At 64.1% G+C, this 22,870-nt stretch carries 23 protein-coding genes; 10 read left to right on the top strand and 13 right to left on the bottom strand.

Translation table 11 applies throughout. The features are described from left to right. Nucleotides 1-113 precede the first annotated feature (113 nt). Nucleotides 114-758 carry a hypothetical protein gene (locus CHINAEXTREME_RS12460; RefSeq protein ID WP_238593273.1) on the bottom strand — a complete coding sequence of 215 codons (645 nt, stop codon included), beginning with the start codon at nt 756-758 and terminating at the stop codon, nt 114-116. 151 nt (nt 759-909) lie between these two features. Between CHINAEXTREME_RS12460 and CHINAEXTREME_RS12455 the strand changes: the two genes are divergently transcribed. The 8 genes from CHINAEXTREME_RS12455 (at nt 910) to CHINAEXTREME_RS12420 (ending at nt 10,312) form a co-directional block, all read left to right on the top strand. Beyond that, nucleotides 910-1,512: a helix-turn-helix transcriptional regulator gene (locus CHINAEXTREME_RS12455; RefSeq protein WP_007141672.1), complete on the top strand. Its 603-nt coding sequence runs from the start codon at nt 910-912 to the stop codon at nt 1,510-1,512. 197 nt (nt 1,513-1,709) lie between these two features. Continuing rightward, a complete protein-coding gene (locus CHINAEXTREME_RS12450) occupies nt 1,710-2,372 on the top strand; it encodes a hypothetical protein (RefSeq protein ID WP_238593272.1) in 663 nt (220 codons plus the stop codon). Nucleotides 2,373-2,953: 581 nt separating this feature from the next. Beyond that, the gene (gene pstB / locus CHINAEXTREME_RS12445) at nt 2,954-3,820 is read left to right on the top strand and encodes a phosphate ABC transporter ATP-binding protein PstB (protein ID WP_076738736.1); all 867 of its coding nucleotides are present in this window, start codon (nt 2,954-2,956) and stop codon (nt 3,818-3,820) included. A 349-nt stretch (nt 3,821-4,169) separates the two neighbouring features. Beyond that, entirely contained in the window at nt 4,170-5,147 is a 978-nt protein-coding gene (locus CHINAEXTREME_RS12440) for a PstS family phosphate ABC transporter substrate-binding protein (protein WP_044962147.1), read from the top strand. Then, nucleotides 5,144-6,067, top strand: coding sequence for a phosphate ABC transporter permease subunit PstC (gene pstC / locus CHINAEXTREME_RS12435; protein WP_007141668.1), 924 nt, complete (start codon nt 5,144-5,146; stop codon nt 6,065-6,067). The genes CHINAEXTREME_RS12440 and pstC overlap by 4 nt, the downstream gene beginning before the upstream one ends. Beyond that, nucleotides 6,067-7,017 carry a phosphate ABC transporter permease PstA gene (gene pstA / locus CHINAEXTREME_RS12430; protein ID WP_007141667.1) on the top strand — a complete coding sequence of 317 codons (951 nt, stop codon included), beginning with the start codon at nt 6,067-6,069 and terminating at the stop codon, nt 7,015-7,017. Before pstC ends, pstA begins: the two co-directional genes overlap by 1 nt. Nucleotides 7,018-7,024: 7 nt before the next feature. Then, nucleotides 7,025-7,888, top strand: coding sequence for a phosphate ABC transporter ATP-binding protein PstB (pstB, locus tag CHINAEXTREME_RS12425; RefSeq protein WP_076738735.1), 864 nt, complete (start codon nt 7,025-7,027; stop codon nt 7,886-7,888). 135 nt (nt 7,889-8,023) lie between these two features. Beyond that, nucleotides 8,024-10,312, top strand: a complete 2,289-nt coding sequence (locus CHINAEXTREME_RS12420; RefSeq protein WP_007141663.1) for a PAS domain S-box protein — start codon at nt 8,024-8,026, stop codon at nt 10,310-10,312. Nucleotides 10,313-10,349: 37 nt separating this feature from the next. Here CHINAEXTREME_RS12420 and arsB read toward each other — a convergent pair whose 3' ends face one another. From arsB to CHINAEXTREME_RS12405, 3 genes are all read right to left on the bottom strand, one after another. Next, nucleotides 10,350-11,534, bottom strand: coding sequence for an ACR3 family arsenite efflux transporter (gene arsB / locus CHINAEXTREME_RS12415; protein WP_007141662.1), 1,185 nt, complete (start codon nt 11,532-11,534; stop codon nt 10,350-10,352). A gap of 106 nt (nt 11,535-11,640) precedes the next feature. Next, a complete protein-coding gene (locus CHINAEXTREME_RS12410) occupies nt 11,641-12,099 on the bottom strand; it encodes a RidA family protein (RefSeq protein WP_007141661.1) in 459 nt (152 codons plus the stop codon). Between the two features lie 172 nt (nt 12,100-12,271). Further along, the gene (locus CHINAEXTREME_RS12405; RefSeq protein ID WP_007141660.1) at nt 12,272-12,682 is read right to left on the bottom strand and encodes an ArsR/SmtB family transcription factor; all 411 of its coding nucleotides are present in this window, start codon (nt 12,680-12,682) and stop codon (nt 12,272-12,274) included. Nucleotides 12,683-12,844: 162 nt separating this feature from the next. Here CHINAEXTREME_RS12405 and phoU point away from each other — a divergent pair, with 162 nt between their 5' ends. Next, nucleotides 12,845-13,516: a phosphate signaling complex protein PhoU gene (gene phoU, locus CHINAEXTREME_RS12400; RefSeq protein ID WP_007141659.1), complete on the top strand. Its 672-nt coding sequence runs from the start codon at nt 12,845-12,847 to the stop codon at nt 13,514-13,516. A gap of 71 nt (nt 13,517-13,587) precedes the next feature. On the opposite strand, the gene CHINAEXTREME_RS12395 is transcribed toward phoU, so the two are convergent. From CHINAEXTREME_RS12395 to CHINAEXTREME_RS12355, 9 genes are all read right to left on the bottom strand, one after another. Next, a complete protein-coding gene (locus CHINAEXTREME_RS12395) occupies nt 13,588-13,914 on the bottom strand; it encodes a HalOD1 output domain-containing protein (protein ID WP_007141658.1) in 327 nt (108 codons plus the stop codon). Nucleotides 13,915-13,960: 46 nt separating this feature from the next. After that, nucleotides 13,961-14,614: a helix-turn-helix domain-containing protein gene (locus CHINAEXTREME_RS12390; RefSeq protein WP_007141657.1), complete on the bottom strand. Its 654-nt coding sequence runs from the start codon at nt 14,612-14,614 to the stop codon at nt 13,961-13,963. 71 nt (nt 14,615-14,685) lie between these two features. Continuing rightward, complete coding sequence (locus tag CHINAEXTREME_RS12385; RefSeq protein ID WP_007141656.1) at nt 14,686-15,075, bottom strand: hypothetical protein; 390 nt, start codon at nt 15,073-15,075, stop codon at nt 14,686-14,688. A 6-nt stretch (nt 15,076-15,081) separates the two neighbouring features. After that, nucleotides 15,082-16,764 (bottom strand): FAD-dependent monooxygenase, encoded by a 1,683-nt coding sequence (locus CHINAEXTREME_RS12380; protein WP_007141655.1) that lies wholly within the window; start codon nt 16,762-16,764, stop codon nt 15,082-15,084. After that, nucleotides 16,761-18,389: an electron transfer flavoprotein subunit alpha/FixB family protein gene (locus CHINAEXTREME_RS12375; RefSeq protein WP_029601635.1), complete on the bottom strand. Its 1,629-nt coding sequence runs from the start codon at nt 18,387-18,389 to the stop codon at nt 16,761-16,763. Before CHINAEXTREME_RS12375 ends, CHINAEXTREME_RS12380 begins: the two co-directional genes overlap by 4 nt. 2 nt (nt 18,390-18,391) lie before the next feature. Next, nucleotides 18,392-19,276 carry an electron transfer flavoprotein subunit beta/FixA family protein gene (locus CHINAEXTREME_RS12370; protein ID WP_010546743.1) on the bottom strand — a complete coding sequence of 295 codons (885 nt, stop codon included), beginning with the start codon at nt 19,274-19,276 and terminating at the stop codon, nt 18,392-18,394. 162 nt (nt 19,277-19,438) lie between these two features. Then, nucleotides 19,439-19,585, bottom strand: coding sequence for a hypothetical protein (locus CHINAEXTREME_RS12365; RefSeq protein WP_007141652.1), 147 nt, complete (start codon nt 19,583-19,585; stop codon nt 19,439-19,441). Nucleotides 19,586-19,601: 16 nt separating this feature from the next. Then, nucleotides 19,602-20,462: a polymer-forming cytoskeletal protein gene (locus CHINAEXTREME_RS12360; protein ID WP_007141651.1), complete on the bottom strand. Its 861-nt coding sequence runs from the start codon at nt 20,460-20,462 to the stop codon at nt 19,602-19,604. Between the two features lie 143 nt (nt 20,463-20,605). Continuing rightward, complete coding sequence (locus CHINAEXTREME_RS12355) at nt 20,606-22,387, bottom strand: glycoside hydrolase family 13 protein (protein WP_007141650.1); 1,782 nt, start codon at nt 22,385-22,387, stop codon at nt 20,606-20,608. A 174-nt stretch (nt 22,388-22,561) separates the two neighbouring features. Between CHINAEXTREME_RS12355 and CHINAEXTREME_RS12350 the strand changes: the two genes are divergently transcribed. Next, entirely contained in the window at nt 22,562-22,759 is a 198-nt protein-coding gene (locus CHINAEXTREME_RS12350) for a DUF5800 family protein (RefSeq protein WP_007141649.1), read from the top strand. Nucleotides 22,760-22,870: the final 111 nt, after the last annotated feature.

Genomic DNA, 22,870 nt, shown 5'->3' with positions numbered 1-22,870 from the left:
ACTGATCATTAGAGCGGTCAATCGAGATCGCAGACGATGCACCTATGGTCGAATTCACGAAACTGCTCCCAGCAGCGTCGCGACCGGACGAATTCATCGTTCGAATCGTCGATCTATATATCCGTCCAATCCGTGATATCAGTGACCGTCTCAGTCTCGAGGTCCACTGTGATCGAGTAGTACGTCTCATCTTCACCGGGATGGACTACCCTAACGGTCGCTTCGTCCTCGAGATACGTAGGATCACGGTCGATAGTCACACTTTCGTTCTGCCCTCCGGTCGAGATCGAGAACGTCGCTGTCTCCGTACCGTTATCCGTCGACGTTTCGTTGAGCCCGGAGAGCGTCGTTGTCTCCATCGCATCCGCCGAGATCTGTTGAATCGGTTCGACGGTCATCTCGTACTGTTCGACATCCGCGAGTGCTTGTCGAACGGTTTCGTTAGTTCGAGCGATCGCCTGTGCGTCTCGGCGGTCACGTTCGGTCAGGGGTTGCTCTGTAGTCGTGTTGACGTGGAACGTACCGCCGTCTTGGCGATCGATCTCGACCTGGTCGACATGGCTCATATCCTCGACGACGGCCGCCTGCTCGTCACCGTGCTCGAGTGTGACGTTTTCCGCCGAGACGACGAATTCCGAACTCGGTTGAGAGTCGACGAGTGGGGTAGGGACACCCACTGCAGTTCCAGCCACAGCGAGTCCAACGCCGAGGAGGGCCAAACTACCCAGGAACATGATCTTGGACTGTAACTCGGACACCATTCGTGTCTTCTATTCGGTGAAAGACCCAATCAATACTGTGCTGAAAGCAGTTGGAAACGCGTTGAAAACGCATTTCACGGCTGTTTCAGCCCTGTTTCACGGCACAAGAGCGATACGCATTAGAGGGAGGTTTCCACTATCTGACCGTATGGATCTGTCAGCCCTCCATGGGAAGCACCTGGGTGCGGCAGCCGTCTTCGTTGCCGCGATCTTCGTGCTTGCCACGCAGTTGATTACACCATCGCCAGTCATGGTCTCCGTTGGGGAAAACGGTACGGAGACCACCCAATTAGGCCAGTACTTTACCTATACTGACGTCGCGATTATCGCTGTTGCCGCTTCGCTTCTCGGTGCCAGTGGAACCTATCTATTCCTCCTCGAGTCTTTTACTACAGCCGCGACCGCTGGATCCAGCGGACGGTCCGTCGAAAGGACGGAGAACCGATCATCACCGACGGCACAGCCTCGGACAACTGAACGTACTGCGGTTACCCGTGGGGATGCGACCGTACAATTCAGGGACCGTGATCAGCAAGAGCAGTGGGAAGAAACGGTTGCTCGACTGCAAAACCACGAGGAAACCGTCTATTCGACCGTGCTCGATGCGGACGGCACACTCCCTCAACGAGAGATCGTCGCGGACACGGATCTCTCGAAGGCCACGGTTAGCCGAACACTCGACACCCTCGAGGGCAAAGGGTTAGTCGAACGGAAGCGGAGAGGAATGGGCAACGTCGTCGTTTTGAAGTGAGACGACCAGCTACGAGAAACGAGTCTGAAAGGCGTTCCAAAACTAGTTTCCAATCAAACACTTTCCGGTCTTTCAGCGAATGGTGTACTCGGGAGTCTCACTCCCGGCTCGAGCAATCTCGGAGAAGCAGCACCCATACTGCTGACTCGAGGCCGACTCGAGGCTGGGTATGGCACTCCCAACGAGGTGACACACCAATGCGACATACAGTACCCGTGCTTGCGATCGTTGCACTGCTCGTCCTTGGGGCTGGCAGTGTCACTACCGCAGCGATGACCAGTTCGACAGCTGATACCCTATCAGCCGATGGATTGCCCGCGAACTACACGACCGAGATCACTAATTCGGACGCGATGACGGATGCCGAGATCGACCGTGCTCTCACAACGGCCTGGCAGAACGACACCGTCCAGAACTACTTCGATGACGGTGCTGCCGTCCACTTCGACGTCTGGGCATCGGAGTTACACGACGACACGATGTACGTCAAAGTCGCCCCGATCGATGCCCCCGACGAAACGCGGGTTATCGCGGACGTCGACCTCGATCGTCAGGCCGTCACGTCGACGGATGAGCCTGTGAAACTCGACACCACGGATTCCGTCTCGATCGATGCCAGTGATATCGATCTGGACCAGCCGGATCAACAGGACGAACCCAGTGACGTTGAGGACGTAACTCAGTATTCCGCCACTGAGACCGTCGAGTTCGACCTCAACGAGAGTTCGATCGAACATGGTGGCGACGGGACGTTCGATTTCACGCTCGGCAGTGAAAGCGATACAGGAATAACCGTCTCGGCCGGGGATATCCTGCGAATCGATCTATCGCCGGACAACATCCTGGACGGTGATGAGTAAGAGCCGGTTCCTGTAGGTTCACACCGACCTATCACCGCTCCGTTCCCCGTTGTATTTTCAGTAGTCCCCGTACCCGACAGTGGACGAAGATGACTTCCACGAGCTGTCCCGCTCGCACTCCAGTCATTGACCGAAATCGGGTTGGAGGTGGTTCGTGCTCGGAGTCGGTTCACCAATTGCGTCGAGCACGGCCTTCACGTCTCCAGCCCCCATTGCGATAATCGACGCAGCAGAGGAGAAGCTATTGCAGATATCTTCTCCGAGGGTTTCAACAGAGCTGCCCGATATATGGCCCGCTCGAGGTTGTGGGGTACGACTCGCTTCGACTCGACCGTCCAGCCCCCGAATCCGTACGGATACCGCGTGGACCGGTAAGCAGATACGTATCGATATGTAGGTCTCGGGTGAGACACGTACCGCTCATAGCGGGGTACTTGACGACCGAGTTCGTTCCTCGACGTAATGACGGAGCGTCCCCCGTCCCCGTACGGTTTCGAGACCAGCGCGAGCGATCCGTTCGGATCCGCTCGAACGAATCCGGAACAGGTAACTGCCGGAGCCACAACTCCTAGGTACCTCGCATGACCGCGAACGGCGGCGGCCCAGGAACTGTATCGACGTCCGAGACCGGCCGTCCGGAATCCGGGATCGGGTCGGTTACCGACGAAGATTCTCGCCGCGACGCCGAACCGGCCGAGACGATCATCGAGTCGCGGGACCTGGACGTCTACTACGGCGACGACCAGGCGCTACAGAGTATCTCGATGGAGATCCCGGAACAGCAGGTGACGGCGCTGATCGGCCCGTCGGGCTGTGGGAAGTCGACGTTCTTGCGGTCGATCAACCGGATGAACGACCTCATCGACGTCGCTCGCGTCGAGGGCGACCTCTTCTTCCGCGGGAAGAACGTCTACGACGACGACGTCGATCCCGTCGCCCTGCGCCGGAAGATCGGCATGGTCTTCCAGAAGCCGAACCCCTTCCCCAAGTCCATCTACGACAACGTCGCCTACGGCCTCCGCGTCCAGGGCGAAGACGACGGCGACCTCGACGAACAGGTCCACACCGCCCTCGAGCGGGCTGCCCTCCTCGACGAGGTCGAGGACCAACTCGAGACGAGCGGGCTGGACCTCTCCGGCGGCCAGCAGCAGCGCCTGTGCATTGCGCGAGCGATCGCGCCCGACCCGGAAGTGATCCTGATGGACGAGCCGGCGTCGGCGCTCGACCCCGTCGCGACCTCGAAGATCGAGGACCTGGTCGAGGAACTCGCCGAGGAGTACACGGTCATCATCGTCACCCACAACATGCAGCAGGCGGCCCGCATCTCGGACAAGACCGCCGTCTTCCTCACCGGAGGCCGCCTCGTGGAGTTCGACGACACGAACAAGATCTTCGAGAATCCCGAACACGACCGCGTCGAAGACTACATCACCGGCAAGTTCGGGTAGCGCCGTCCTCGGTACGGTTCCGATCCGGCTACGTATCGTCACGTCGACGGGCTGCGGGACCGGCGTTTCATCCGTCGAATACGACTGCAATCTGAGGCTCCCCGTTTTCGTGATCGCTTTCCGAACGCGTTCGGCTTCTACGTACTCGTCACTCGAGCAGGTGGCTGAGCTAACGGTCCCGCCGCCGATCGACCGATTTAGCGTCTTTTCTCTCCGTAACAGGTGTTTCGAGACCCGTACCGAGAGATAACCGTTGGCTCCGTCTCGAGGTCGTGTTTCCCCATGACTACGTACCGCTATATATCCATCATAGTATGGTACTTATCCGGCAGTTGGCCATCCCCTAGTGATGTCGAAAGACTCCACTGGCGAACCGTCGTCCGGGCTCGGACGGCGGCGTTTTTTGGCCGGGTCGGCCGCGGTGGCGTCGACCGGGCTCGCCGGCTGTGCCGGCACGCTCGCGGACAGGGCACGGGAGGTAAACGTCGCCGGGAGTTCGACCGTGTTCCCCATCACCGAGGTGGTCGCGTCCGAGTTCTCGAAAGAGCGGGACGACGTGACCGTCTCGATCAGTCAGACGGGGACCGGCGGCGGCTTCTCGAACTTCTTCTGCCCCGGGATGACGGATATCAACAACGCGAGCCGCGGAATCGCCGACGTCGAACGGGAACAGTGCGGAGAGAACGGAATCGATCCGATCGAGTTCACCGTCGCGACGGACGCGCTGACTGTCGTCGTCAGCCCGGACCTCGAGGAAGTCGACTGCCTCACCGTCGAGGAACTCCGGGAGTTCTGGCGCGAAGGCGGTGCCGATCGCTGGAGCGACGTCCGTGACGAGTGGCCCGACGAGGAGATCGAGTTCTTCGGCGCGGACACGACCTCGGGGACCTTCGACTACTTCGCCGAGACGATCCTCGAGGAGGACGACACCCACCGGACCGACTACCACGCCACCGAACGTGACCGGACGATCGTCCAGGGGATCCAGGGTAACCAGTACGCGATGGGGTACTTCGGGTTCGCCTACTACGACGAGAACCCCGAGCAGGTAAAGGGCCTCGAGATCGACGACGGCGACGGCTGTGTCGGTCCATCGCTCGAGACTGCTCGCGAGGGCGAGTATACGCCGCTCTCCCGGCCGCTGTACATCTACGCCGCACGGGAGTCGCTGGAACGGCCCGAAGTGCGGGACTTCGTTCGGTTCTACCTCGAGCGGAGTTCGACCGATCTCATCAACGAAGTCGGCTACGTCCCGGTCTCCGAGGAGGTGCGCGACGAGAACCTCGAGAAGTTCGAGGAGGTCGTCGAGGAGGTGGTCGACGAATGAGTACTGACGCGCCCGATCTCACGAACGACGGCGCTCGCTCGTTCCGAGGCATCGCGTTCAAGACCTTCTTCGCGGTGTGTGCCTTCCTCTCGATCCTGACGACGCTGGCGATCATCGGCACGCTGCTGTACGACGCCGTCGACTTCTTCGCGGCCGTTCCCCCGCTCGAGTTCCTCACCGGGACCGAGTGGACTCCCTCGAACGAAGTGTACGGTGTCTGGCCGCTGATCTCCGGCACGCTGATCATTACCTTCGGCTCCGCCGCGATCGCCCTGCCGATCGGACTGCTGACGGCGATCTACCTCTCGGAGTATGCCACCGAGCGGAGACGGGCCTACCTCAAGCCCGCGCTCGAGGTGCTCACGGGTGTCCCGACGGTCGTCTACGGCTACTTCGCGCTCGTCTACGTGACGCCAGTACTCGACCGCATCCTTCCGCTGGGAACCTTCAACGCGCTGTCGGCGTCGATCATGGTCGGGATCATGATCATTCCGATGGTCTCCTCGATCAGCGAGGACGCGATGAGTTCGGTTCCGGACTCGCTTCGCCAGGCCAGTTACGGGCTCGGCGCGACGAAGTTCACCGTCTCGACGTCGGTCGTCGTCCCGGCCGCGCTGTCCGGCATCCTCTCGTCGTACATCCTCGCGCTCTCGCGGGCGATCGGTGAGACGATGATCGTCGCCATCGCCGCGGGGATGACCCCCCGGATGATCGACCTGACCGATCCCGGCGGGATGTTCCTCGAGTCGGTCCAGACGATGACCGCCGCGATGGTCCAGATCGGGGCCAGCGACGTCGTCGGACAGTCGACCGAGTACAAGAGCCTGTTCGCGGTCGGGTTGACGCTGTTCGTCATCACGTTCGCGATGAACCTCTTCAGCGAGTGGGTCTCCTCGCGCTACCGGGAGGTGTACCGCTAATGTCTTCGGAAACGGACTCGACAACGGAAACGGATCTCACTGACGCATCGGAATCGCCACGACAACCGTCGTTCGAACAGGTGAGTCGGACGAAAGACGTCGCGTTCCGCTGGCTCACGCTGGCGGCGGCGCTGGTCGGCATCGTCGCGCTCGCCGCGTTGCTCCTCAACGTACTCGTGGACGCGCTGGCGATCTTCGACCCCGCGAACGGGCCGTGGGTCGACTGGGCGTTCCTCACGAACCCGCCGAGCTTCAGCAATCCGTACAACGCTGGCTTCTTCCCGGCGATCGTCGGCTCGATCGCGCTGATGATCCTGATCGCGCTGATCACCTTCCCGCTGGGCGTCGGCGCGGCGATCTACCTCGAGGAGTACGCAAGCGACGGGCCGCTGACCCGGTTCATCCAGCTCAACATCGCGAACCTCGCCGGTGTCCCCTCGGTCGTCTACGGGCTGCTCGGGCTCGGCCTGTTCGTGGGGCTGCTCAATATCGGATTCGGGACGTTGCTGGTGGCCGGCTTCACGGTGTCCCTGCTCATCCTGCCGATCGTCATCATCTCGGCCCAGGAGGCGATCCGCTCGGTGCCCGATTCACAGCGCCAGGCCAGCTATGGCATGGGCGCGACGAAGTGGCAGACGATCCGCAACGTCGTCCTCCCGCGGGCGATGCCCGGCATCCTGACCGGGACGATCCTCGCGCTCGGGCGGGCGATCGGCGAGACCGCGCCGCTTATCATGATCGGCGCTCCCACGGCCGTCTTCGGCGTTCCGAACAGCCTCTTCAGCAAGATCAGTGCGATGCCCATGCAGATCTACACGTGGGCGGACCTCCCCGAGACGGAGTTCCAGTACGGCGTCGTCGCGGCCGGCGTGGTGACGCTGCTCGTCATCCTGCTGTCGATCAACTCGATCGCGATCGTCATCCGCAACCGATACCAGACCCAGGAGTGATCACCCGATGACCCAACGCACGACCACCCAGACTCCGACCGACCGTACCGACGACCGACCGACGACCGAACCAGCGACGGACGCCGAACCCGCAACCGACCGTTCGGGTTCGGTCGCCGATCCAGTGATCGAGTCGCGGGACCTGGACGTCTACTACGGCGACGACCAGGCACTACAGAGTATCTCGATGGAAATCCCGGAACAGCAGGTGACGGCGCTGATCGGCCCGTCGGGCTGTGGGAAGTCGACGTTCTTGCGGTCGATCAACCGAATGAACGACCTCATCGACGTCGCCCGCGTCGAGGGCGACCTCTTCTTCCGCGGGAAGAACGTCTACGACGACGACGTCGACCCCGTCGCCCTCCGCCGGAAGATCGGCATGGTCTTCCAGAAGCCGAACCCCTTCCCCAAGTCCATCTACGACAACGTCGCCTACGGCCTCCGCGTCCAGGGCGAAGACGACGGCGACCTCGACGAGAAAGTTCACACTGCCCTTGAGCGGGCCGCCCTCCTCGACGAGGTCGAAGGCCAGCTGGATACCAGCGGCCTCGAGCTGTCGGGCGGCCAGCAGCAGCGCCTGTGCATTGCGCGAGCGATCGCACCCGACCCGGAGGTCATCCTGATGGACGAGCCGGCGTCGGCGCTCGACCCCGTCGCGACCTCGAAGATCGAGGACCTGGTCGAGGAACTCGCCGAGGAGTACACGGTCGTCATCGTCACCCACAACATGCAGCAGGCGGCCCGCATCTCGGACAAAACGGCCGTCTTCCTCACCGGAGGCCGCCTCGTGGAGTTCGACGACACGAACAAGATCTTCGAGAATCCCGAACACGACCGCGTCGAGGACTACATCACCGGCAAGTTCGGGTAACCCCCAAGATTCGTTTCGATCTACGGGCCGCCGGTCGTCCGTCTCGGGTCCGTAGCTCGAACGGTGAGCACCGCTGTCACCTCGTTGTCACGGTCTACCACAAAGCATTACTGAGAAAAATCACAAGGCGGTGGTATGGCTGACCCGATTCGGGTCCTGCACGTCGACGACGATGCCGAGTTCGCGGAGCTCGCAGCGACGTTTCTCGAGCGAGCGGACGATCGGCTCTCGGTCGTCACCGCGACGAACGTCGAGGCGGGCCTGGATCGACTCGAGGCCGGCGGGATCGACTGCGTCGTCTCCGACTACGAGATGCCCGGTCGAAACGGTCTCGAGTTTCTCGAGGCCGTTCGAGCGGCGTATCCCGACTTGCCGTTCATCCTCTTTACCGCGAAAGGCACCGACGAGGTCGCAAGCGAGGCGATTTCGGCCGGCGCCACCGACTACGTCCGGAAGGAGACCGGGACGGGACAGTACGCAGTCCTCGCCAACCGGATCGAGAACGCCGTGGAGAGGCGGCGAAGCGAGCGGGAAGCCGACCGATTCCGACGGCGATTGGCGGACCTCACCGAGAACATCCCCGACTGTGTCTGGATGTTCGATGCCGAGTGGGAGGAACTGTTGTTCGTCTCCGGATACGAACGGGTCTGGGGACGCTCCCGGGAGGCCCTCGAGGAAGACCCCCTGGATTTCCTGCAGGCCGTTCATCCGGAGGATCGGGACCTAGTCGAAGAGGTGATGGAAGCGGCCTCGAACGGCGAGGCGAACGACTTCGAGTACCGGATTCGGCGGAACGGAGAGACGGGCTGGGTCTGGGTGAAGTGCGAACCCGTCTTCGACGAGGAGGGGACCGTGGCCCGAATCGTCGGCTTCACCCGCGACATCACCGAGCGCAAGACCCAGGAACGGGAACTCGAGCGCGTCACCCGTCGCTACCGGGCCTATATCGAGAACGCGATGGACGTCATCACCGTCCTCGAAAAAGACGGGACGATCTCGTACGAGAGTGCGGCCATCGAACGGGTGCTGGGCTACGAGCCCGACGAACTGGTCGGTGAGAACGCGTTCGAGTACGTGCATCCCGAGGACCGGGACCGCGTTCTGGAGACGTTCCGGTCGATGACCGAGCAACCGGTCGACGCCGAACCCGACAGGAGGCGAGTCGAATACCGGTTCGAACACGCCGACGGCTCGTGGGTCTGGCTCGAGTCGGTCACCAGCGGCGTGATCGATACCGCGCTCGACGGCTACGTCGTCAACTCTCGAAAGATCTCGGAGCGAAAGGACCGCGAACGGACGCTGTCCGCGCTCCACGCTGCGGCCAGACGGATCGGCGGCGCGGACGAACCCACGGCGGTCTACGAGGCACTCACCGAGACGGCCGAACGGATCCTCGAGTTCGATCTCGTGGCGATCGACGTCGAACGGGACGGTTACCTGATCCAGGAAGCCTGGACGCTCGAGGTCGACGACCGGGAGTACCACGATCGGACGTCACTAGAGGAAGACAGCTTCGCCACGAGGGCGTACACCCGCCAGGAGACGATCGTCGTCGACGACCTCCGTGAGAGCGAGATCACCCCGGCGGATCCGGAGTACCGCTCGGCACTGACGATCCCGATCGGGGAGTTCGGCACGTTCCAGACCGTCTCGAGCGACGTCGAGGCGTTCGACCGTCACGACCGCGAGTTCGCCGAACTCCTCGTCGGTCACGCGACGGTCAAACTCGCCCAGTTGCAGGACAAGCGCGCGCTCCACGAGCGAACCGAGCAGCTAGAGCGACAGAACGAGCGGCTGGACGAGTTCGTCAGCGTCGTTTCCCACGACCTCCGTAATCCGGTTTCGGTCGCGAAAGGGAACCTCGAGCTAGCCCGTTCGGACGGACCGGAGACGGTCGACGAACACCTCGAGGAAGTCGAGTGGGCGCTCGACCGTATCGACGGACTGATCGAGGACCTGCTGTCGCTCGCGCGCAACGGGGAGGAGATCGGCGAACGGGAACGTATCAACCTCGCGTCACTGGCCGAGCGCTGCTGGCGGAGCGTCGCCACGGCGGATGCAACGCTCGAGGTCGAGTGCGATCGGGAACTGGAGGCCGACGCCGGGCGGCTCCAGCAACTCTTCGAGAACCTCGTCCGGAACGCGATCGATCACGGCGGCAACGACGTGACGGTCCGGATCGGCAATCTCGAGGACGAGGACGAGGACGACGGGTTCTACGTCGCCGACGACGGACCGGGAATTTCGGAGGCGGACCGCGAGGACGTGTTCGACGTCGGTTACTCGACGTCCAGCGACGGGACAGGGTTCGGCCTGTACATCGTGAAACAGATCGTCGACGCCCACGGCTGGGACGTCCGTGTGAGCGACAGCGTCGACGGGGGCGTCCGGTTCGAAATAACGGGCGTCGAGTTCGTCGAGTAGCCCGCGAGTGGCTCGAGCGGACGGCTCGCCGGGAAGGTCAGTCGTCCGTTTCGGTCGCCCGATCGACCTCGACGCCACCCTCGGCGTTCTCGAGCGTTCCGGTTTCGTACCCCGTCCAGTCGAACCGTTCCTGGAGGCGGATCGCGACGTGGACCAGTGCCAGCAGAACCGGAACCTCGATCAGCGGGCCGACGACGGTCGCGAAGGCGACCCCGGAACCGACGCCGAAGACGGCGACGGCGACCGCGATCGCGAGTTCGAAGTTGTTCGACGCGGCAGTAAAGCCGATCGCCGTCGTCGTCGAGTAGTCCGCACCGATGCCACGGCCCATCGCGAAGCTTACCAGAAACATCACGACGAAGTAGATCGTCAGCGGGACCGCGATCCAGAGGACGTCGGTCGGCTGTGCGAGAATGTTGTCACCCTGTGTGGCGAACATGACGATAACCGTAAACAGCAGTGCGACCAGGGTGAGGGGGCTGATTTTCGGGACGAACTCCTCGTCGTACCACTCTTCGCCCCTGGTATGCACCCCGCCCAGGCGGGTGAGGATGCCCGCGGCGAACGGAACGCCGAGGAAGATCGCGATCGCGCGGAAGACCTGCTCGACGGTGATCTCGAACGCACCGATCCCAGCCACGAGAGCGTCCATTCCCAACAGTGGCGGGAGAAACAGCGCGAAGAACCAGACGTACACCCCGTAGGTAAGGATCTGGAACACGCTGTTGAACGCCACCAGCCCGGCGGCGTACTCGCTCGAACCATCCGCAAGGTCGTTCCAGACGAGTACCATGGCGATACAGCGGGCCATGCCGATGAAGACCAGCCCGAGGAAGTACTCGGGATTGGCCGGAAACGGCGGGACGAGTCCGCTGAAGAAGACCACTGCAAGCAGGAACATCAGCGTCGGTCCGATGAGCCAGTTTTGCAGCAGACTGAGACTGAGCACCCGCCACTTCCTGAACACCGTCGGCAGCCGCCGGTAGTCGACCTTCGCCAGCGGCGGGTACATCATCAGGATCAGTCCGATCTCGACGAGGTGGTACTCCTGGATCGGCGCGACGACGCCGGGTGCGACGTAGCCGAGTCCGACGCCGACCGCCATCGCCGCGAAGATCCAGACGGTCAGGTACTTGTCGAGAACGTCCATCGACCGCGGATCGCCACAGTCCGGACAGCCACAGTCCGGCCCGTGTTCGTGGACGTTGTCTCCATCGTTCATCGATCCCGTCCCTCCGTCCGACCGGCCGTCGATCCCATCCAGTTCCGTCCCGATACGACCTCTCGCGTCGTGGGTTTCGAGTACCTGAGCAGTTTCATCGGTCGCGTCATTCGTCGGCTGCGATCGCCTCGAGCTGGATCCTGGCGTCGCCCGGCAGTTCACAGACACCCTCCACCGTCCGTGGCGGGAATTCGCAGTCGAACCGCTCGGCGTAGGCGTCGTCGACCTGCCGACGACTCTCCGCGTCCAGATCCGTCATCGCGACCCTGACACGCACCAGGTCCTCGAGGCCGAGGCCGTAGCCCGCGAGGACCTCCTCGAGCCGATCGAGGCAGCGTTCGGTCTGGCGCTCGATCGGTTCATCGCCGACGCGCCCGTCCGCAGCAGGGAGGATTCCCTCGAGGAAGACGAGGTCCGACCGCCCGATTCGCTGGCCGAACGCACCGGTCGAGGCCGTCGACTCCCGTTGCCGGCATCCGGCGGAACTCGGTCGGCTTCTGTCGGTGCCAGGGTCCTCCTGTGATTCGCCCGGTTCGTTCCGTCGACTCACATTCGATTCAACCATATCTCAAATGAGCGACTCCAGGTATGTATATCTGATCATTTTAGAGTGCCGAATACGTGCTACTCTGGCCTGTTTGGGGAGTGTATTCGGAACGGGGCCGAAATCGGACGTAGATACGAATGAACAATTCGTGTTCTGTGATGGCCCAGGACGAACCGGAACGGACGAGCGACTACGATCGAGTACTGCTCCGACGGCGCGTCCCGTCCAGCGCGGTCACGAGGGCGATCGCCCGCCGTGTCGGTTCGTACTTGCGCCACTTGCCGTCCTTCCGCCGGGTTACCAGCCCCTCCTCGTGCAGTCGGGAGAGGGCGTGACTGATCGCGCTCTGGCTAACGTCGAGCAGCGGCGACAGCTCGCAGACACAGAGTTCGCCGTCGGCCTCGACCAGCAAGCGGACGATCCGGTACCGAGTTTCGTTCGCCAGCGCGGAGAGGACTCCCACGTCCCGTTCCAGCGTCGACTCCGCGAACTCGCCGTCGAGGGACTCGAGTTCGTCGAGTCGTTTCTCGAGGTCGTCGTCGCGACACTCGCCCAGTTCGTCGGCCAGGTATCGCTCGAGCCGACCTGTAGCGTCGGTCATTAGCTCTCATTTTAGCACCTGATCAATTAACGCTTTCGCCGCCCGATTCGCGTCGATATCGCCGTAGCCGCCGCAAAGACGGGGCGATAGCGACGGCGACGACCGCCCCCGTCAAATACAGTGAGCACAAGCTATATTTCCGCCCGGAAAGGTGGATGGACCATGGCTCGGAAATCTTATCAGGAGAAACTCGCGGAACTCCGCGAAGACATCCTCTACATGAGCGAAGTCGTGATGGAACGGTTGCGGATGGGGCTCGACGCCCTAGAGCAGAAAAACGAGGACCTCGCCCGGGAAGTGATCGAGGGCGACGGCGAGATCAACCGCATGTACCTCGACCTCGAGCAGGAGTGTATCGACCTGCTCGCGCTCCAGCAACCCGTCGCGAGCGACCTCCGCTTTATCGCCGCCTCGTTCAAGATCATCACCGACCTCGAGCGGATCGGCGACCTCGCGGTCAACCTCGGGGAGTACACCCTCGACGCGACGCGGGATCTCTTCCCGGACGTCGACGTTCAGTCGATGGGCGAGATCACCCTCGAGATGGTCGAGGATGCGATGAACGCCTACGACACCGAAAACACCGACAGGTGTCGCGAACTGGCCGATCGAGACGACGATCTCGACGACCTCGCCGAACGGGCCAGCGAGATCGTCGTTCGAGACCTGATCGAGCGCGAACTCGAGGCCGCCGACGAGGTCGAACAGCTCCTCCAGGACGTCTCGCGGCTCCTGTTGACGGTCCGGGACCTGGAACGGGTCGGCGATCACGCGGTCAACATCGCCGCACGGACGCTGTACATGGTCGAGAACGACGACGAACTGATCTACTGACGAACAGACGGCTCCGTTACCCTCGGCTGACGCGGTTCGTTCGGCGCGCTCGAGCGGTCTCGAGCGAGAACTTAGACGCGAGAACGGAGGACGACGCGTCCGGTCGAGTCGACCTCGACGCGGCGGTTCGCATACGTAAAGGAGATACTCCCGCTCCGGTCCGGCGTTCCGGAGGAGTCGAACAGCGAATCCAGCGCACCGGGATCGATCGCGTCGTATAGAGGACCGTACTCCCCGGCGACGGCCATCACGTCGTCGGTCCCGTCGTCCGCCGCGACCGCGGCGACGACCGCCTCGCTGAGCGGCCGGTCGTCGTCCGCTCGATAGACGAATCGCCCGTCGTTCGGCTCCCGCTCCCGCTCCGGCTCCGGCTCCGTCGACAACTGTTCAGTGCTCATGTTCCCAGGAACGGGAACGAACGGGGAAAGGAACCGGGTTGGCTGCTCAACCCTTCTTATCGGGGCCGCTTTCTCGAATGGTGTGCTCCAGGAGGTTCGCCTGGCCCCGACGGAGCCGCGCGGACAGCGCCTGGTCCGAGATGCCGAGTTCGGTCGCGAGTTCCGAGAGGGTCGTTCCCCGGGGAACCTCGAAGTAGCCCGCCTCGAGCGCGGCCTCGAGGGCCTCCCATTGTCGGTTCGTGATGCCGTAGCGGTCGGTCGTCCACGCTTCCTCGCGGTAGATACGTTTGAGCCGGAGCTCGATCCCCCGGTTCGCACACTCCTCGCGGTACGAGAACAGGGCCGTCCGGTTCGGTGCCCTCGCCCGGACGACCGTCGAGTCGGTAACGACGGCCTCGAGCAACACGACGTCGTGCTCGGCGGCGACGGGGTAGGTGAGCCCCGTCGCCGCCTCCTCGGTGAGCACGACGCTGTACAGCCGCCGCTCGCCGGCGTCGTCGAGCAGGGAGACGCTCGCGACGTTCGAGTCGTCCGTCAGGACGGCCCGCAGCGAGTCTAGCCCTTCGCCGGTCGCCCAGAACAGGAGTTTCAGCCGGTCGGCATCGGTACGATAGATCTCCTCGAGTCGAATCCGTGCGGCGGCTGCCTCGACCGTGGCGAGTACCGGCGTCCGGAGTTCGTACTCGACGATCAGCGCCACGTGTTCGGTACGGGACGAGTGAGGATTACTGTTCGGGGCGGTTGCCGTTCGACGGTACCAGCGGTGATCGTCTACGCTCTCGCCGGGACCTGCGTCAACAACTGCGCCGTGTCGATCACGTTTCGCGTCTCGAGTAGCAGTTCCGCCGCTTCCCTAACGGTGAACTCGGCGTCGAGATCGACCCCGTGACACAGCGCGTAACACTCGAACCAGTCGTTCATCGCCGACTCGAGGGCCGCGAGTTCGGCGGGCGAGAACTGGACGAGTCGCCCGCCGGTTCGCCCCTCGACGTAGAGCCAGATCGCCGGGCCGGCACCGTCCCGGAGGTACTCGCTCGGCTCTTCGGGGCGGAGCACGCCGTCGTCTCGCCCCTCGAGTGGAGAATCGGCGCGCTCGAGGTGCCGCCGCTCCCGTTCGGCCCGGCGCTCGAGTGCGGCGATTCGGGGTCCGTACCGGCTCACGCGCGATCACCCCTCGCGATACTCCACACCCTTCCCCCCGCGGGGGTGTTCCCACGTCGTGTCGGCAACGATCGCGCAGGTCCCACACTCGACGCAGGGCTGGGTGTCGAGGCTGACGACCGTCTCCTCAGTGCCGTTGTGCGTGACCTCCTCCGAGCGGTAGCAGCCGCCGCCGAAGTCCTCCGCGCTGACCGGGCAGGCGTAAACCGCCGCCCCGCTCGCGTCGAACGACTCGTCCTCGAGTTCGATGTGCGGGTTGCCGACGTCCGTATCGTAGGTCAACTCGCCGATCCGCTCCTCGAGGTTCGGCGGTTCGATGTCGGTCTCCCACTGGATGGTGCGGCCATGTTCCTCACCGATGATCGACGGGACCGTCACGTAGCCCGTCCGCGTGTCCGGTAGCATCGAGACCAGGAACGGCGAGTTGTACGCCCGCTCGAGAAGCCGGTTCGAGATCGGGTTCCCGAGTGCGACGCGGCCGACCGGCGAGTCGAGGACGCGTTCGACGGCGTTCGTCACGGTCTCGCGCTCGCCGACTGCGCGGGCGAGTTCGTACCGTCGGGGCCGGAGTTTGTCCATCGTGCCCGAGTCCTCGAGCAGCTTGGCGTAGCGCCGGCCGGCGGCCTCGGGATCGGCGTTGCCCCGCGTGACGGCGAAGGCGTCGGCTGCCAGCGCCCCGGCCGTGACGGCGTGGTTCATCCCCTTGATGATCGGTCCCTGAGCCTGCATCTGGCCGGCGGCGTCGCCGACGAGGACGAGCCGATCCTGGTAGGGCTCGGGGTGGGCGACCTTCTTCGAGTCGGGGACGAGCTTCGCGCCGTACTCGCGTTCCTCGTACTCGTCGCCGAGCCACCGAGCCATCATCGGGTGTGTTAGCAGGGCGTCGAGCAGTTGATGGGGCTCTGCCTGCTGCTCGACGAGGCTGTCGAGATGGAAGACGGTCCCGATCGACAGCGAGTCCTCGTTCGTATAGAGGAAGCCGCCGCCGCGGACGTCCTCGAACAGGTCCCCCGAGAAGAGGTGAGCGGCCCCTTCGTCCTCCTCGAGGTTGAACCGGTCGTCGATGACGTCGGGGTCCATATCCACGACGGCCTTGACGCCCTGGAACCACTCCTCGGGTTCTTCCCAGTCCATCAGACCCGCGTCGCGGGCGAGTTCGGAGTTGACGCCGTCGGCGGCGACGATCAGGTCTGCCTCGATCGGCTCGAGTTCGTCGCAGGTGACGCCGACGATTTCCCCGTTTTCGCGAAGGAGGCCGTTCACCCGGACGTTCGTCAGCACGCCGCCGCCCGTCTCGCTCGTCTTCTCGTGGACGCGCTGCTCGAGCCACGAGTCCATCCGTCGCCGGAGGACCGCCTCACACCAGTCGGTATCGTGCTCGTGGAGGTCCCTGAGGTCGTAGGTTTTGACGCTGTTGCCCGCGACGTTGTGGATCCGGTAGTCGGTGACCGGCCGCTCGGCGGCTTTCTCGCGGAAGCCGTCGAAGAGGTCGTCGATCGTGTACGGTGCCGAATCTTCGGCGTAGATCAGGCCGCCGGAGACGTTCTTCGAGCCGGCCTCCGTGCCCCGTTCCAGGACGAGCGTCTCGACGCCGTGTTCCGCGAGCCGCGCCGCAGCCGCCGCGCCGCCCGGTCCGCAGCCGACGACGACGGCCTCGTAGTGTTCGCGATCGGCGGTGTCGGCACTCATCGGCCCTCACCCCCGTTTTCGCTTCCGTCGCCGCCCCCGTCCGCGATCGCCTCGAGTTCGGTCCGGCCGGACTCGATCGCCTCGGTCAGTTCCGGGAGCACCTCGAACAGGTCGCCCTCGATGAAGTAGTCCGAGAAGTCCCGGATGCGGGCGTCGGTGTCCGTGTTGATCGCGACGATCGTCTCCGACTCGTCCATCCCGACCTTGTGCTGGACCGCGCCGGAGACGCCGGCGGCGATGTAGAGATCGGGCGCGACGACCTGTCCCGTCTCGCCGATCTGTCGTTCCTCCTTCGAGTACTCCTCGACGTGGCCCTCGAACTGGTAGGAGGAGGTGACGATGCCCCGGGTGATGCCCAGTTCCGCGTCCTCGAACGCGTCGACCAGGTCCAGCCCGAGTTCCATCCCCTCGGTGGGATCGTCCGCGATACCCCGCCCGAGACAGACGATCACCTCGTGACCCGTGAGGTCGATGCCCGCTTCGAGCCGGTCCTGTTCGGTGATCTCGACGCGGAACCAGTCGTCCTCGAGGGGCATCTCGTGTTCGACGACCAGCCCGTCCCGATCGTACTCCGGCTCGATCGGCTCGAAACTCCCCGGAATCACGGACGCGCCCTGCGGGTGGAACTCCCGACCCGGGTTGTCGAGACAGAGGATGGTCGAGTACTCGAAGCCCGAGAAGTCCGGACGCTTCATATGAAGGACCTTCTCGAACGTTTTCTTGACGCCGGGCTCGCCCGTCTTGACGGGGTTCGAGACCTCGTTCTCCTCGATGTACAGGTCCGAACAGTCCGAGGCGAGCCCGGAGTCGAGTTCGGCCTGCACCTTCGCCGAGAGGTCCCGGCCGTTGTTCGTCGCCGGGAACAGGATGTAACGGGGCTGGTCGTAGTCGCGCCACTCCGTGCTCTCGATCGACCCTTCGCCGCGGGCCATGTGTGCCGAGATTTCGGTGTAGGGTTTGTGCAAGAACCGCTCGAGTCGGTCGTCGTCGTGGTAGACCGCGACGTCGGCCCCGTAGGCGATACACTCCTCGGCCAGCCCTTCGCAGTCGTCGCCCATCAGGAAGGCGACGACGTTCTCCTCGTCTCCATACTCCTCCGCGAACTCGTCCATCAGGCGACGGGCCTTCCCCAGCATCTCCTTCGAGACGTCGATGAGTTCCCCCTGCTGGGTCTCGCAGAACACCCACATGTCGGCGTAGTCGCCATCTTCGAGGGCGCGGACGTGTCGTTTGTCGCGAGTGGGGTGAGAGAGTTCGTCGTCTTCCTCCTCTTGCTCTCCTTCTGCGTTGCCGTCACCAGCTTCGGCTTCGTCTTCGTCTTCGTCTTCGGCTACCTCCTCGATCTCTTCGCCTTCCGCCTCCTCACCGACCGTCTCCTCCGTCTCCTCGTACTCGCCTTCCGTCTCGGTGTCGCCCTCGAGACCCTCGCTCTCACTGCCGCTCTCGCTTTCTCCGTCGACCGCACCGACGGCCTCGAGCCGCCGATGGACCGCCTCGCGGGCCGTCTTGCGGTCCCGGCCCGCCTGCTCGGCTTCCAGAATCGACTGGAGTACGTCCTCGTCGTCGATCGATTCCAGTTCATCCTCGAGTTCGTCGACCGTGTGTTCGTTCGGATCCATGGTCATGGTCAATCACCTGTCCCCGTGCCGGCGTCCCCTCCCGCGGCGAACGGGTGCATCTCTTCGAGGACTTCGCCCATGTCGTCCTCGCCCGGATCGATCATCGTCGCCTCCCGCTCGGACGGCGCTTTGGGAATCGGGTCGACCGAGGAGACGATCGTCGGCGAGCCGTCGAGCCCGATGTAGTCGGGGTCGAGGTTCAGGTCGACGTGGTCCCACGTGGTCAGATGCTCCTCGTGGTTGGCCGCCCGCTCCTGGGTCTCCGCGCGGAGTTGCTTGTGGGTCAGCCGGTGGGACGCTTTCCGGTAGGTGGGCTCGAACTCGGGATCGGTGACGACGAAACACGGCAGGGGCGCTTCGACCGTCTCGATCTCGTCGACGTCGCCCTCCACGAGTCGCTTCGCCCGCAGCCGACGCTCCTCGGGATCGACGTCCAGCGCGATCACGTGGGTGACGATCGGCCAGTCCATCCCCCAGCAGGTCTGTGGACCGGTCTGGCCCGTCTCGCCGTCGGCCGTCTTGAACCCCGCGAACACGAGGTCGATCTCCGCGACCTGCTCCTGGTACGTCTCGAGGCCCGCGTTCAGGGTGATCGCCGTCGCCCACGTGTCCGAGGCCGCGAGTTCCCGATCCGAGAGGAGGTAGCTGTCGTCGAGATAGACCGATTCCATCGCCTCCTCGAGTACCTCCGCGTACCCCGGTGGCCCCATGCTCATCCCGCTGACGTGCCCGCCGTGGCGGACCTTCGTCTGGAGCGCCGCCTGGACCGCGAACTCGTCGTTCGGGTTCATCACCGTCGGCGTCTTCCCTCGCTCCAGGTGGCCGTCCTCGTCGAACGACACTGCCCCCTCCGAGAAGTCCGGGACGCCCTTCGTCAGTACGATCGATCGCATGGATACCTCCATCCGCGAAGTGTGTCTTTTATTACCATGCTCGTCTTTCCCTATCGCATTTATCAGTATTAAGAATAGGGGTAAAAATCGCCAGTAGAAACTCGCGCCGATAGCCACGACTCGCCTCGAAAACCTATTTCGGCCAGAGCCGGAGGGCGGGCGTCACCGACGCGGCCACGAGAGCCAGCGGGAGACGCCTTCGTAGAATCCCCCGAGGACCGTCCCCCAGAGAACGTGAGAAACCAGTCCGGCCCGGCTGAGGTTCGGCAGTGGCGCCTCGAGACCGACCAGCGACAGCCAGACCGGCATCACGAAGCCGGCGGCGCTACTCCCGTTCGCGTTCGGTCGTCTCCATCGTGATCTCGCCGGTCGCCCGGATCGTACCGTCGACCTCCGCTCCGGGGGCGAGCCGCAGGTTCTCACAGGAGACGTCGCCGAGCACGCGAGCGTCGTCCTCGAGGACGACGTCCCCGTCGCGGGTCGTCAGGTCGCCGTGAATGCGGGTCCCCTCGCCGACCGAGACGTCGTTTCGAGCCCGTAGACTGCCGAAGACGTTGCACTCACGGCCGACCTCGAGGCGTTCGGCGCGGACGTTGCCGTGGAGCCGGCAGTTCGAACCGATGGTCGCGGGCGTCGAGACGCGCCAGGCGTCGTCGCCCAGCGTCGCGTTCCGCGGGATCACGAGCGGGTCGGCGTCGGGTTCGTCGTCCCCCTCCTCCTCGACGAGTTCCGAAATGAGCCGCTGGGCCGTGTCCTCCTCGCCGATCAGCAGGAGGTGCTTGAGGTAGACGAAAAGCAAGACGATCGTCGGCATGGGGTTCCGGATGACGATCCAGCCGTTGGCCTCGAATCCCTCCTCGATGTCGACGTCGTCGCCGATGTCTAAGTCGCCGGCGACTTTCAGTTCGCCGCCGATGTGGACCCGCTCGCCGATGTAGGCGTCCTCGCCGACCAGGACGTTCTCGGCGACGTCACACCACATGTCCAGCCGGCAGTCGCCCTCGGCTTCGATCTCGCCGTCGACCTCGACGCTCTCGCCCGCGAGTACGTTCCGACCGCGGACGCCGAACTCGATCGTCGCTCTGCTACCGACGAGGACGTCTCCGTCCGTCTCTACGGCGACTTCCTTGACCTCGGTCCCGTCGGGGACGACGAGTTCGTCGAGCGGATCCCTGCTGAAGGCCACACTCGCATCCAATGTGACCCCCCAGTAATAAAGCTCGCGCGTCGTCTGACGCACAGCAGACGGGCACCCGGCGGCCCGTCGCGACTCGCGACGAACCGACTGCCCGACTCGACGTACACCGTCGCCTCGGACGAACGCGCCGGCTACAGTTCGTACACGCGGGCCTCGTAGGGGCGCAACTCGAGTGTCGCTCCCGAGTCCGATCGTCGCCGGCCCCCGTTCTCGTCGCCGTGCCCGTGGGTCCCGAGCAGGAGGTCGGGCGACTCCTCCGCCTCCGCCAGCGCCGGGAGTTCGACCGTCGGCTCGCCGTCGAAGAAGTTACAGGCGACGACCAGCGTCTCGTCCTCGAGCGTCCGCCGGTACGCGAACACCTCGGGGTGGTCCGGCGCCAGCAGTTCGTAGTCGCCGTAAACGAAGACGTCCCGGCGCTCCCGGAGGTCGATCAACTCCCGGTAGTAGTGCCAGATCGAGTCCCCGTCGGCCCGCGCGGCCGCGACGTTGACCGCCTCGGAGTCGTCGTTGACCGGGAGCCAGGGCTCGCCGTCACCCTCCTCGCCGGTGAATCCGGCGTGTGGCTCGTCGGACCACTGCATCGGCGTCCGGGCGTTGTCCCGGCTCCGTGCCTCGACGATCGGGCGGACCTCCTCGTAGGAGTCGTACTCGCCGGACTCGAGGGCCGCCTCGACGAAGTTCGCGGCCTCGACGTCCCGAATCTCGTCTCGCGTCTCGAACGTGGTATTCGTCATCCCGATCTCCTGTCCCTGGTAGACGAAGGGTGTCCCCTGCAGCGTGAACAGGAACGTGGCGAGCAGCTTGCCCGACTCGCGCCGGTACTCGCCGTCGTCGCCGAACCGGGAGACCGCCCGCGGCTGGTCGTGGTTGCTCAGGTAGAGGCAGTTCCACCCCTCGTCGGCCAGCGTTTCCTGCCAGTCGGTGATGACGTCCTTGAACTCGAGCAGGTCCAGCTCCTCGACGTCCCACTTGCCGCCGTCGCCGGTGTCGACGCCCATGTGTTCGAAGTGGATCAGCATCGAGAGGCCGGAGCCGTCCCCGCCGACGTACTCGCGGGCCGTCTCGGCGTCGACGCCGACCATCTCGCCGACGGTCATCTCCTCCTCGGAGAGCACCCGCTCGCACATTTCGTCGATGTACTGCCCTGATCGTGGCCCGTTCGTGAAGTGCTCCGCGCCGGTCAGGCCCTCGTCGGGGTCGCCGTCCGGCAGCCCCTCCGGTTTGGAGATCAGGTTGATGACGTCCATCCGGAAGCCGTCGATGCCCTGCTCGAGCCACCACGTCATCATCTCGTAGACGGACTCGCGGACGGCCTCGTTGCGCCAGTTCAGGTCGGGCTGTTTCTCGTCGAAGAGGTGGAGGTAGTACTCGCCGCGCTCGTCGTCGTAGGTCCAGGCCGGCCCCTCGAAGAACGAGTTCCAGTTGTTCGGCGGCTGGCCTTTTCCGCCGGGGCCGTCGCCCCGCCCTTCCCGCCAGTAATAGTAGTCCGCGTACTCGGGATCGCCCTCCCGGGATCGGACGAACCACTCGTGTTCGTCGGAGGTGTGGTTGACCACCAGGTCCATGATCAGGCGCATGTCCCGGGCGTGGAGCTCCTCGAGCAGCCGCTCCCAGTCGTCCATCGTCCCGAACTCGGGGTGGATCGACCGGTAGTCGGCGATGTCGTACCCGTTGTCGGCCATCGGCGACTCGTAGACGGGGTTGAGCCAGACGACGTCGACGCCCAGCGCTTCTAGGTAGTCGACTTTCTCGAGGATGCCGGGGATGTCGCCGATCCCGTCCCCGTTCGAGTCGTTGAAACTCCGCGGATAGATCTGGTAGACGACGGCCTCCTTCCACCACCGGCGCTCGAGGTCCCGATCGGAGTCGCCCGTCGGTCGCGTCCCCGAATCGCTTCGACTAGCGTCGCTCATACGTACGCTCCGTCACCCTTCGTCAAAATAATGATGAAATATTTTCTCGTACGGGAGGATCGGCGAGATCCGCGTGCCGTCTCGAGTTCGATGACGGTGGGAACGCCGCAGGGAACCGGGGCGGTTGCGTTCCCAGCCGCCCCGTTTTTATTATCCCACCTCGTACGGCCGGTCATGACGACTCTCGCGTTCGACGACGATGGCGTCGACGTCGTGTACGAAGGGACCGAGTTCCGCCTCGAGCGGGACCTCATCGAGGAGGCAACCGAGAAATCCTACCACGACGTCACGGACCACGAAGTGCTGAAGATCGTCGCAGAGCAGCCGAACCTGCAGGGCGAACCGCGGCGAATCGGCGACATTCTGGACTGACGGAGGCTCGCGGCTACCGGTCGGCCTTTCGACCGCAATCGCCCTCAAGCGGTGCGTTCTCCTCACCCTCGGTGACGGCCTTGGAACCGTGCCGCGGTCGACGATAGCCCC

This window comes from Halobiforma lacisalsi AJ5, assembly GCF_000226975.2.
Taxonomy (GTDB): domain Archaea; phylum Halobacteriota; class Halobacteria; order Halobacteriales; family Natrialbaceae; genus Natronobacterium; species Natronobacterium lacisalsi.
The sequence above is the reverse complement of the archived record's forward strand: the minus strand, read 5'-3'. Positions and strand labels throughout refer to the sequence as shown.